Source organism: Arthrobacter terricola, from assembly GCF_004354015.1.
Taxonomy (GTDB): domain Bacteria; phylum Actinomycetota; class Actinomycetes; order Actinomycetales; family Micrococcaceae; genus Arthrobacter; species Arthrobacter terricola.
This window is the reverse complement of the sequence record NZ_SMRU01000025.1, coordinates 39,639-51,612: the sequence shown is the minus strand read 5'-3', so window position 1 is coordinate 51,612 and position 11,974 is coordinate 39,639. Positions and strand designations below refer to the sequence as shown.

The 11,974-nt window shown below is 64.3% G+C and carries 9 protein-coding genes; all 9 read right to left on the bottom strand.

The genetic code is table 11. The annotated features are described in order from the left end of the window. Positions 1-37 precede the first annotated feature (37 nt). Entirely contained in the window at positions 38-1,678 is a 1,641-nt protein-coding gene (locus E1809_RS19095) for a serine hydrolase (RefSeq protein WP_133205823.1), read from the bottom strand. 12 nt (positions 1,679-1,690) lie between these two features. After that, the gene (locus E1809_RS19090) at positions 1,691-3,148 is read right to left on the bottom strand and encodes a dihydrolipoyl dehydrogenase family protein (RefSeq protein ID WP_133205856.1); all 1,458 of its coding nucleotides are present in this window, start codon (positions 3,146-3,148) and stop codon (positions 1,691-1,693) included. A gap of 60 nt (positions 3,149-3,208) precedes the next feature. Then, the gene (locus E1809_RS19085; protein ID WP_133205822.1) at positions 3,209-3,895 is read right to left on the bottom strand and encodes an N-acetylmannosamine-6-phosphate 2-epimerase; all 687 of its coding nucleotides are present in this window, start codon (positions 3,893-3,895) and stop codon (positions 3,209-3,211) included. A 44-nt stretch (positions 3,896-3,939) separates the two neighbouring features. Further along, the gene (locus tag E1809_RS19080; protein WP_133205821.1) at positions 3,940-4,878 is read right to left on the bottom strand and encodes an ROK family protein; all 939 of its coding nucleotides are present in this window, start codon (positions 4,876-4,878) and stop codon (positions 3,940-3,942) included. A 535-nt stretch (positions 4,879-5,413) separates the two neighbouring features. Further along, positions 5,414-6,331 carry a dihydrodipicolinate synthase family protein gene (locus E1809_RS19075; RefSeq protein WP_133205820.1) on the bottom strand — a complete coding sequence of 306 codons (918 nt, stop codon included), beginning with the start codon at positions 6,329-6,331 and terminating at the stop codon, positions 5,414-5,416. A gap of 36 nt (positions 6,332-6,367) precedes the next feature. Further along, entirely contained in the window at positions 6,368-7,186 is an 819-nt protein-coding gene (locus E1809_RS19070) for an ATP-binding cassette domain-containing protein (RefSeq protein ID WP_133205819.1), read from the bottom strand. Beyond that, positions 7,183-9,303 carry a dipeptide/oligopeptide/nickel ABC transporter permease/ATP-binding protein gene (locus E1809_RS19065; RefSeq protein WP_133205818.1) on the bottom strand — a complete coding sequence of 707 codons (2,121 nt, stop codon included), beginning with the start codon at positions 9,301-9,303 and terminating at the stop codon, positions 7,183-7,185. Before E1809_RS19065 ends, E1809_RS19070 begins: the two co-directional genes overlap by 4 nt. 2 nt (positions 9,304-9,305) lie before the next feature. Then, positions 9,306-10,262, bottom strand: coding sequence for an ABC transporter permease (locus E1809_RS19060; protein ID WP_133205817.1), 957 nt, complete (start codon positions 10,260-10,262; stop codon positions 9,306-9,308). Between the two features lie 22 nt (positions 10,263-10,284). Beyond that, positions 10,285-11,910: an ABC transporter substrate-binding protein gene (locus E1809_RS19055; RefSeq protein WP_133205816.1), complete on the bottom strand. Its 1,626-nt coding sequence runs from the start codon at positions 11,908-11,910 to the stop codon at positions 10,285-10,287. Positions 11,911-11,974: the final 64 nt, after the last annotated feature.

Here is an 11,974-nt window from a genome sequence, read left to right as displayed (position 1 = left end):
TCGTAACTGAACTGACCGGTCAGTTCAAATAGCCTCGTTATGAGGCCCGTGTGAAGGTACCCAGCCCCGTCCGGTCATAAAAATCCAGGGTGACGCTTGGCGATGTGCCGTCCTTGCTTGCTGCGAACAAGGCGCCGGCCAATCCATTGGCGTTCTCACCGATGGATTCGAAGCTGAAGGTGTCGCCGTCGAAATGGGTCAGCGGGAACGTAGTGGGGTTGTCGGCCGGTCCCATCTTCATGGCCAGTTTTCCGTCACTGTCGAGAACCACGAGCGGGCCGTAGTAGGGGTTGTCATACGTGCCCGTGTAGTTTTCGTTGGATTTGGCCGGAGCCGGGTTGGCTGGAGCCTTGGTGTAGTCGACCTTTGGCTTCTCGGACTCATCGAGCTTGTGGAAAACATCCGCGGTGAAGGAGAGCCAATCGACCGTGGGCTTTCCGTGTTGCACCGCGTCCAGGAAACCTGCCGTTATCGCCTCGGGAATGCCCTGGGGGCGTCCGTTGGTCAGGGCAACAATGGCGAGCTGTTCGCCGGGCAACATGGCAACGGAGGTCGCAGTGCCAAGATTGAAAGCGCCGGAATGTCCCAATTGAACGCGGGCTTGGTCGTCGTAGGAGACGTTCCATCCCAGCCCGTAGAAGCGCGAACGGGCGGCCGGAGCAGACGCAGGTCCGGAAATCGACTGTGGAACATGGGTTTCCTGCAGCGCCGCTGGATCTATCACGGGCCTGCTCTCGTAGGTGCCGCCGCCGAGCTGCAGCCGGAGCCATTGGGCCAGGTCCCGTATGGTGGAACTCGCTCCGCCGGCCGGGGCCTCGGAATCGGCGTCGCGATGGTATTTCGCTGCCCACTGCTTGTTTCCGACCGGTACGTGGATGATCGCTTTGTCCGAGGCTTTCTCGTAGTCCGCGTTGCGGTAGCTGCTCGCCGACATGCCAAGCGGCTTGAACAAGACGGCGTCGGCGAGGTCCTCCCAGGACATCTTCATGGCTTTGGCTGCTGCCTCCCCGCCGGCCGTGTAGCCGAAATTGCTGTAGTTGTAACTGGCCCGGAAGGTATCCAGTGGCTCCTGGTTGATGTGCCCCAGGATGTAGGTGCGGTCGAATCCGAGGTCTTCCAGAAGATCACCGGACGCCGTTTTCAGTCCGCTCCGGTGCGACAAGAGGTCGGCGAAACTGGCGTTCTTCGTGACGTAATCGTCTTTGAGTGCAAAACCCGTGTCGTATTTGATGACGGGGTCGGTCCACTGGATGAGCTTGCGTCCCACGACCCCCGCCACCACGGTCGACGCCAGGGGCTTGGATACAGACGCGAGCTTGAACACGGTGTCCGGACCGATCTTGTCCGGCTTCCCGACCTCCCGGACGCCAAAGCCTTTCGAATACACCACTTCGTCCTGGTAGACCACTGCCACCGCCATTCCCGGCAGCCCGGTCTTTTCCATCGAATCGTTGACCAAACCGTCGAGCTGGTCCAAGGCGCTCGTGACTTTCGCGTGGTCCAGGAGCGGTTCGATTTGCCCAGGAGGGGCTGGAAGCAACGATGGCGACGGCTGGGCTGACGACGACTGTGCAGCTACGCCGCCGGTACAGGATGTCAAGAGCGAGACGCTGGCTACGCCGGCCGCCCCGAGCCCGATCGTTTTGAGTAGTGCGCGCCTATCCGGGGTGACTTCCATGAACCCTCACCTTCACAGTCCGTACTTTTCCAGTAACCGCAGCCAAACTTCACTGATCGTGGGGAATGATGGCACCGCATGCCACAGCCTGTCCAGGGGGACCTGGCCGACGATCGCGATGGTGGCGCCATGCAGCAACTCGGACACGCCCGGACCGGCAAAGGTAGCTCCCACCACAACCTTCCGGTCCTCGTCCACTACAAGCTGAGCCCAGCCACGGTAGTTCTCCGAATGCAATTGGGAACCGGAGACGTTGATGGGGAGCTCCACCGAGCTCGCGTTGATGCCCTTCTCAACCGCCTGCTTGAAGCTCCACCCGACGCTCGCCACTTCAGGATCCGTGAACACCACGCTGGGGATCGCATACTCGTCTGCCGTCTTGGCCAAGGAACTCCACGGTTTCGGCGTCCCGTGCAGCGTTCCCTTCGCCCTCGCCACGATCGCGTCACCCGTGGCCCTGGCCTCGTACTTGCCTTGATGGGTGAGGAAGGCCGCGCCCGCGGCGTCGCCCGAAGCATAGAGCCAGAGCCCGCTCGTTCCGTCGCTCGCGGCCCCCTCGACCAAGCCGCTCGGATCCGTGGTGAGGCGCAAGTGCTTGCCGTCCTCGGCGTCGAGCCCCACGTTCTCGAGGCCCAGGTTGTCCAGGGAAGGACGGCGGCCCGTGGTCACCAAAAGCTCGTCGCAGGACACGACTGTTCCGTCTCCCAGCGTGACGTTGAAGGAACGGTCTTTGTGCTCGACGCTCGCGACGTCCGTACCGAGGCGGAGATGGATGCCGTCCGCTCGAAGCCCCGCCGCTACGAGCGAAGCGGCCTCTTCGTGGAAAGAGCTCAGCAGGCGGCCGCGGGCAATGATGGTCACTTTCGAACCGAGCCTCGCGAACGCCTGGGCGATTTCGACGCCGGCAACGCCGCCTCCCAGCACCACCAACCGACCCGGAACGTGCTTCGCGGACGTAGCGCCGCGGGTTGTCCAGTAAGGGACGGAGCGCAGGCCTTCGATGGGCGGGATGACGGGGGTGGAACCCGTGGCCACCACCACTGCGTGGTGGGCCTTGAGCGAATAGCTTGTACCGTCCTTGCCGTCTACATGGACTTCGCGCGGTCCCGTGATGTGGGCGCGGCCCCGCACGAGTTCGATTCCCGCGCTGTCGAGCCACTCCACGGCGGAGTCGTCCTGCCACTTGTTGGTGAAGTAGTCGCGGTTCTTAAAGACCGGAACCGGATCCAGGACCTTCGTGACGGAATCGGCGGCGCCCGGCACGGACTGGGCCGTGTGCAGGGCTGTTCCCGGCCGCAAGAGCGCCTTGGAGGGGATGCAGGCCCAATAGGAACATTCGCCGCCGACGAGTTCCGCCTCCACAATGGCCGCTGTCAGCCCACCCCGGACCACCCTGTCCGCGACGTTTTCCCCCACGGCTCCAGCGCCGATCACAATGACATCGAATTCCCGGACGTTATTGTCAGCCATATCCTCAGCCATGGGAGAAGCCTACGCCTGCACCATCGCCCGAATCAGGGGAAATACGTTTCAGTTCTCCAACGCGTCCTTGAACCAGCCGGTGATACTGGCCGGGTGCGTGATGGCCGTTCCAACGACGACGGCGAACGCACCGGCGTCGAGGGCTTGGCGCGCCTGGGCGGGAGTATGGATCCGGCCTTCGGCGACGACCGGCTTTCCCAGCCCGGCGCCCGCGATCTCGGCCAGGAGCCCAAGGTCCGGGCCGGCGGTCTTGGGACGCTCATCGGTGTATCCGGCAAGTGTGGTGCCGATCAGGTCCGCTCCGGCTTCGACGGCGGCCACGGCATCCGCAAAGGAGCCGCAATCGGCCATGACCAGCGCATGCGATTCGGCGCGGATTCCGCTCACCGTCTGCTTGAGGGTCAAGGAATCGGGCCGCGGCCGCCGCGTGCCGTCGATCGCCACAATATGAGCGCCGGCATTCGCGACAGCCAGGGCGTGCCGCAGCGTGGGGGTGATGAAGACGCCGTCGTGCCCGTCCTTCCAGAGCCCGATCACCGGAACCTCCACCGCCGAACGGGTGAACTGGACATCCGCGAGGCCTTGGACCCGCACCGCCGCGGCACCCCCGATCACCGCCGACGCCGCCACCTGGCCGGTCGTCCGAGGATCGCGCATCGGCTCGCCGGGGTACGCCTGGCAGGACACGATCAATTGTGAATGGAGGGCATCCAGTCCCTCGGGGGTCAGAATCACGGGTTATCTCCTGCAGTGTCTGTGCGTGGTTGGGGGTTCGTAGATTAGTTCAGGACGAGCTTGGCCGCGCCCACAATGGCCGCGGAGTTGCCTAAGGCTGCGCGGCGCACAGGGATGTCGGCGAGAGGGGCCATGAGTTCGCGGCGCAGCGCCCACTCCATGGGCGTCCACCAGAAATCGCCGGAGTCCGCCAATCCGCCGGACACCACTACCGTCTCAGGATCGAGGATGTTGATGAGCCCGCCGATCGCCTGCCCGGCCGCGCCCGCCCCAACGCCGACAGCCTTGAGGGCGGCAGCATCGCCGTCGTGCGCCAAGGCGAATACCGCACGGGTGTCCGGGACGTCGGCCGAACCCCCGAAACGGATGAACGCCTCCCGGATGGCCGGGCCCGAAGCGATCGCCTCCACGTGGCCCGAACCCCCGCACACGCAAGGCAGGGCTTTCCCCTCGTGATACGCATACGGCGACGCGAAATGCCCCACATGCCCGCCCACAAAGCGATGCCCCAGCACAGGCGCACCATCCACCACGAAGCTCCCGCCCACGCCAGTCCCGAACGCCACCAAAAGCGAACTCGACGACCCCGCAGCAGCCCCGAGCCACGCCTCACCCAAGCCGTGGGCATGCACATCGTTGACCACCCGGACCGCCGCCCGGTCCAACCCCAGCCGATCGGCCAACCCCGAAGCCAACTCCGTCCCAGCCCACCCCAGGATCGCGTCGGTCGCCGAGACCACCGTCCCGTTCACGGCATCGATCACCCCGGCCGACCCCACGCCAACACGCCCGACGTCGATACCCTCACCCGCCGCCCGACGCAGGAGACGCCCCACGAGCTCGGCTGTCGCCGCAACAATGGAGTGTCCACCCTCCCGACTCAGCGTAGGTATCCGCTCCTCAAACAACACTTCCCCGGCCCCCGAAACAACCCCGGCCGCAGTCTTGGTCCCCCCAAGATCAACACCAATCACGTGCATCACGCTTTGTCCTCCAAGTCGTTCGCTTGCTGCGGTACGTGTGGCCAGATTTCGTCCATGCTGCGGTTCGTTTCTGGCTAGGTTAGTTGTGGTCGCGGCGTGCCGGGCGGGTCATTTTGCCGGCACTTAGACACCTCCCGACGCCGCATTCCCGTCGCTGAGCGACGTCCATGCGGCTCTGGTCGGCGATGCGGGCCTACGCAAAACAACCCACTCGGCACTTTTGCGGTCGGGTCACCGCGGGCGCGGTTTTCCGACGTCCGCGAACGGCCGCCGCGCCGACTGACCGACCCGAAGGGGCTCCCGATCCGCAAGGTGACATTCCGAGCCGAGGGTCGCAGGGACGGTTTTGTGTAGTCCCGCATCGCCGACCAGAATGCTGTGCAGGTCGCCCAGCGACCGGAGCTGCATGGCGGGAGGTGTCTAAGGGACGGCAAAACTGGTCCTGTGACACGACCCGGCCACGGCAACCCAACCAAGGCGACCCGCTGAACGACCCCTCCACGGCAACCCAACCAAGGCGCCTAACGCGAGGTAGCTAAACCAGGCCGTTCCGCTTCAGGATCGCGCGGATCGCTTCCGTTTCTTCGGGGTTCAGGGAGGGCATCGGGGCGCTCATGGTGTTGGATTCGATGACGCCCATGAGTTGGAGGGCGGTCTTGAAGGCGCCCAGTCCTGCTGCGCCGCCGGAGACGCGGCCTTTAGGGGTGTAGACGATCTCGAAGAGGTCGGCGAGGCGGTCCTGTTCGGCGGCGGCGGTGGTCCAGTCTCCGGCTTGGGCGGCGTCGTAGAGGCGGCGGTAGCCGGCGGGGTCTACGTTGCCGAGGCCGGGGACTACGCCCTGGGCGCCGCCGAGGAGGGCTCCGTCCACGACGACTTCGTGGCCTGTGAAGATGTCGAAGTCGGGGATGTCCTTGGCTGCGAGGAGGAGTTGGCGGAAGGAGACGTCGTCGCCGGAGGAGTCTTTGACGCCTGTGATGACGCCGTCGCGGCCGAGGCGGGCGAGGAGGTCGGCGGGGAGTTTGAAGTGGGTGCGGACGGGGACGTCGTAGGCGAAGATCGGCTTGTCGACGGCGGCGTGGATGCTGCGGAAGTGGGTGTCGGTTTCCTGGACGTTGCCGATGGCGTAGTACATCGAGGTGACCACGATCGCATCGGCTCCGAGGTCGATGACCTTCTTGGCTTCTTCGATGACACGGTTGGTGGTTTGTTCGTTGGCTCCGACGATGAGCGGCACCGCGCCGGCGTTGGCGTCGGCGACCGTCGTGACTACGAGTTCGCGTTCTTCGTTGGTCATGTAGGGGACTTCGCCGGAGGAGCCCAGCACGAAAAGGCCTGTCACGCCGCCGTCGAGCAGGTGTTGGGTGACGTTCTTCAGGGACGTGGTGTCGATGCGGCCGTCGGTGTGGCGGGGAGTGATGACCGGGGGGATGACGCCCTGGAACTGAGTAGACACAGAAATCTCCGTTGTTTGGATCTGGAAGGGAAAAACTTAGGTCTGGAGCAGGCTGGGCGCGGCGCCGAGCAGCTTCTTGGTGTAGTCGTTGCCGGGGTTGTCGAACACTTGGGCGGCAGGGCCTTCTTCCACGATTTGTCCGAAGTACATGACGCAGATGCGGTCGGAGACGTAGCGGACGGTCTGGATGTCGTGAGAGATGAACACCATGCCGAGATTCAGTTGGGTTTTCAGGTCGGACAGGAGGTTGAGGACTTGGGCCCGGACGGAGACGTCGAGGGCCGAGGTCGGCTCGTCCGCCACGATGATGTCCGGTTCGAGCGCGAGGGCCCGGGCGATCGCCACGCGCTGGCGCTGGCCGCCGGAAACGTGCGACGGCGTTACCTCGGCTGCCGATTGCGGCAAACCGACGAGTGCCAGCAGTTCCTTCACTTTGGACGAGCGGGACGCCGCGGTGCCGATGCCGTGGACCTGCAGGGGATCGGTAAGGATGTCCTCGATGGTCATGCGCGGGTTGAGGGCCGTCGACGGGTCCTGAAACACGACGGACACGGCCCGGCCGAATTCCTTCCGCATGCGGGCATTGCGTTTGATGGCAGGTTTCCCGTGGAACAGCACTTGGCCCGACGTCGGCGCTTGCAGTCCCACGAGGACGGACGCGAGGGTGGACTTCCCGCAGCCGGACTCGCCGACGATGCCCACGGTTTCGCCGCGGCTGATGCTGAAGTCCACGCCGTTGACCGCTTTGACGATGTTGGGCCGGAACAGGCCGCCGGTGCGGGCGCGGTGGTAGACCTTGACGTCCTTGAGTTCGATGACCGGCGTGCCCGGGAGGTCCCGTCGGGAATCAGTCACTTTGCGTCCTCCTTCAGGTGGCTCGCCCAGTAGTGGTCGCTTCCGGCGCCGTTACCCGAGGGGTCGACGGCGGTGAGGACCAATTGTTGGTTCGGGTCGGCGTCGGGCCTCAACGAGCGCGCCGCAAAACGGTCGCCGGCGGCGAAGTCGCGAGGGGACGGAACGGTGCCGGGGATCTGGTGGAGCCGGGCGGCGTCGGCCTCGATGGAAAGGACGGCGCCCAGCAGGCCGCGCGTGTACTCGTGGCGCGGGTTCTGCAGGAGCTGGGATGCTTGCGCGGATTCCACGACTTGTCCGGCGTACATCACCGTGATCCGGTGGGCCAGGGAGGCTACCAGTGCGAGGTCGTGGCTGACGAAGACCATGGCGAATCCGAGCTGTTCGCGCAGTTCGTTGAGCAGCTCCACCACTTGCTTCTGGACGGTGACGTCCAGGGCGGTGGTGGGTTCGTCGGCCACCACGATCTTGGGCGACCGGGAGAGCGCCATGGCGATGAGGACCCTTTGCCGTTGGCCGCCGGAGAGTTCGTGCGGGTAGCTGGCGAGGGTGCGGACGGGATCCAGTTTGACCATTTCGAGCAGTTCGGCGGGTGTCTTGCGGCCGCCGCGCTTGGTCAGCTGGGTCATTTGCTCCTTGATCTTCATGGACGGATTGAGCGAGCTCAACGCGTCCTGGTAGACCATGGCGATTTGTTCGCCGCGGACGCCCTGGTACGCCTTGGGGTTGCTGTGCTTGGACCTCGAATCGAGGAGTTCCTTGCCGTCGAACATGATGGATCCGGTGATTTCGGCGGTCTTGGGCAGGAGGCCCATGATGGCCAGGGACGTGATGGACTTGCCGCAACCGGACTCGCCCACGAGGCCCATGGTTTCGCCTTCGCGGACGGTGAAGGAGACGTTGTCCACGATCGCCGTACTGCCGAAACGGCCGGGGAAACGGATGGACAAGTTCCTGACTTCCAGCACGTTGCGGGCGCTCGCCGGGACCTGGGGTAGTCGGTCCGTGCGTTTTGCTTCGATGGATGCGAGCAGCGCCAATTCACGGTCGAGCAAGGAATTTGGACCCTGCGGCTCGTCCAGTACCAGTGTTGAATACTCGGTGGGCGCGTCGCCGCTGGCGGGCCGGACGCCGTCGAGCTCGTGCTGTTCCACGACGGAAGGCTGGGCCACCGACGTCGCGATTTCGGTGTCGACGGCGGCGCCCGCCACCGCGGCGCCCGCCACAACAGCGGCTGAGCCGTCGTCGTCCTTCACGATCGGTGCCTTGCGCAGCTTGGGGTTCACCATGGCGTCGGTGAGGCCTTCGGCGAGGATGTTGAGCGCCAGGACGGTCAGCAGGATGGTGAGGCCGGCGAACGTGGTGGCCCACCAGCCTCCGGACAGGACCAGGTTGCGGCCGTAGGAGATGACGTTGCCCCACGACGGCGCGGGATCCTGCACGCCCGCTCCCAGGAAGGACAGCGAGGCTTCGAGGATGATGGCGTCGGCCACCATGACTGTGGCGAAAACGAGGACCGGGGCGGCGGTGTTGCGGACGATGTGCTTGAGCAGGATGTACGCGCGGCCGGCACCCATGACCCGTTCGGCGCGGACGTAGTCTTCGCCGTATTGGGAGAGCACGTTTGCGCGGACCACCCGGGCGAGCTGCGGGGTGTAGATGATCGCGATCGCGACAATGATGGTGGGAACCGAGTTGCCGAACGCGGCCAGCAACACTGCCGCGAGGGCGATGCCGGGGAACGCCATCAGGATGTCCATGACGCGCATGATGACCTCGTTGACTGCCTTGCTGGAGGTCGCGGCGAGCGAGCCGAGCACGGCGCCAAGGACGATCGCGAGCCCCACGGCACCAAGGCCGATCATGAGGGAGGACTGCGAGCCGTAAAGCAGGCGGGAGAACACATCGCGGCCAAGGCGGTCGGTGCCGAAGAAGTGGTCGGAGTCCGGCGCCTGTGCCGGAATGAAGGTTTCCAAGGGATCGTGCGGTGCGATCACAGGTGCGAAGATCGCCGCCAGTCCAATGAGAACGAGGAACAACAGGGCAAAGCGAGATCCCCACGGAAGGGATTTGAAGCGGAGGCCCGGGGCGCTGAGCCGTTCAGCAAGTTTGCTGCGCATGGCTATACCGTCCTGATTCGGGGGTTGATAAGCAAGTACAGGAGGTCCACCACGATGTTCACCAGGACAAACGTGACCGAGATGGTGAGGACCACGCCCTGGACCAGGTTGACGTCCAGGTTGGTGATGCCGTTGAGGATCAACTGGCCCATTCCCGGAAGGGCGAAAATCATTTCAATCACGACGGCGCCACCCAGGAGGTAGCCGACGCGGAGTCCCAGCACGGTCACCGGAGTGACGAGCGCGTTGCGGAGGACGTTCCGGGAAACCACCTCGCGGTAGGGGACGCCATTGCCGATGGCTGTCCGGACGTAGTCGCGGTCCAGCTCTTCGACCATGGAAGTGCGGACCACGCGGATCAGTGACGCGGAGACCGGGATGCCGAGCGCGAGGGCCGGCAGCGCCATGGAGTTGAGCCAACCGCCGAAGCCGGATTCCGGCGTCGCGATGCCGCCCGAGGGGAACATCGGGTTGTCGCCGAGCGCGAACCATTGGATGAGCAGGATGCCTAGCCAGAACGACGGGGTCGCGATGGCGGCGATGGAGAAGATCCGGACGAGCTGGTCCGGCCATTTGTCCCGGTAGAGCGCACCGATGATGCCGAACACCAGGGAGAGGACGACGGCGATGATCACGCCGAGGAAGGTCAGCTCAAGTGTCAGCGGGAACGCCGAAGCGATCATCGCCGCTACCGATTTGGACGGCGGAGTGGTGACCCCGAGGTCCAAGTGGAGGAGCCTGCCGAGGAAGCGGAAGTACTGGATGAAAAGGGGATCGTTCAGTCCGTTTTCCTGGCGGTACTGCTGCTTGGCTTCCTCGCTCGCGGCATCCCCGAGGGCCGAGCTTGCTTGGTCGCCCGGGGCAGCTTGAAGGACGAGGAAGACCAGCAGCGTGATGCCCAGGATCATCAAGGGCAATGCCGCGAGCCTGCGCCCGAGCAGGCGCAATATCATGACCAATGTGTTCTCCGTGTTCTCCGGGCTAGGCTGTGCGGCCGACGCCGATGAAGGACAGGCCCGTGGTGGGCAGCGGCTTGAAACCTGAAAGTTTCTTTTCGTCCCATGCACTGGGGAGCTGGCGGTGGAAGATCGGGTACAGCGGGAGTTCCTCGGAAACGAGGTCGACAATCTGGCCGGTGATCTGCTTGGCCTCGGCCGGTGCGGCCTGTGAGCCCTTGTCCATGAGGTTCTGAAGGGTGGTGCTTTCCGGAGTGGTCCAGTACGCGCGCTTGGCCATCCACGTGGGGCCGGAGTAGAACCAGCTCAAGAGCAGATCGGCGTCGTTTCCGAAAACGGAAGGATCGCCGGGGGCCGCGACTACGGTGAAATCGGCCTTGCCGACCCTGTCGGAGTACAAAGCGCCGGACTGGAGGTTCTTTGCCGTGACTTTCACGCCCGGGATCTTGTTCCAGGACTCGAGCATCAGCGGAGCGACGTCCTTGACCCACGCGGTATCCGTGGTGAGGAGCTCGAACTCCAGGTTGCTTACACCCGCCTGCTTGAGGAGGTCTGCGGCTTTCTGGGCGTCGTAGCCGTAGACATTCTTGGCTTTGACGTAGTCCGGGTGGCCTTCTTGGAAGTACGACGACGCGGCCTTGGCGTTGCCAAACAGGGCCTTCTTGATGATCGCGTCCTTGTCCAGCCCATAGTGGAGGGCCTGGCGGACCAGCTTGTTGTCGAACGGTGCTTTGGCACAGTTGAACATCAGGAACAAGTGCCCGAACGACTGAACGGATTCAACCCGTGTCTTGGACTTGAGGCCATCCATGTCCAGGTAGGGGACGTCTTCGATCGCCTGGACACGGCCGGACTGGGCAGCCGTGACGCGGGCAGCGGCGTCGGAAAGCAGCAGCCAGGTCATGCCCTTCGCGAGGGCGGGCTTCGGGCCGTTGTAGTCGGCGAAGGCCTCGAAGACGATCTTGTCGTCCTTGGCCGCCGAGACCAACTTGTAAGGGCCGGAACCCACGGGCTTCGCATCGAATCCCTTCTGGTCCGTCGAAGCCAGGGCCTTCGGGACCACCTTGACCACGGAGATTCGCGGTCCGAAGCCCGGGAACGGGTACTTCAAGGCGAACTCCACGGTCTTCGCGTCCACGGCCTTGACGTCTTTGATGAACGGAATGAATTGCGAGAACAACGACTTGTTGGCCGGATCCATCACCCTGGTGAAGGAGTAGACCACGTCATCCGTGGTGACGGGGGAGCCGTTATGGAACTTGGCGCCGTCCCGGATGGTCACTTGGTACGTGGTGTCGTTGACCTTCTTGGGGTCGCTGGCCGCCAAGGCGTTGTACGGCTCGCGGGTGGCCGGGTGCAGCTCCACGAGTCCTTCGAAGACGTGCAGGTTGGCAGCCAAGGGGGTGGCGCCCGAGGACGTGAGGGGGTCGAAGCCGGTGGAAAGGGCGTAGGAGATGCCGGCTTCAATGGTGAGGTCCTTGTTCACGGACGCCGTGTTGCTCGCTCCGCTGGTGCTGGTCGCGGCAGGTCCACCGCAGGCGGAAAGGCTGGCAGTGAATGCTGCCGCAGCGCCCACTGCTCCGCTCAGTTTGAGGAAGTTGCGGCGGCTGGCGTCATTGACCAGCGGCAGTTTGTTAATCGTGTTGCTCATAAGAGATGCCTCACCATTCAAGTTTCCAGGTTATCGGACGTAGGACATCCGATGCTCGTAAAAG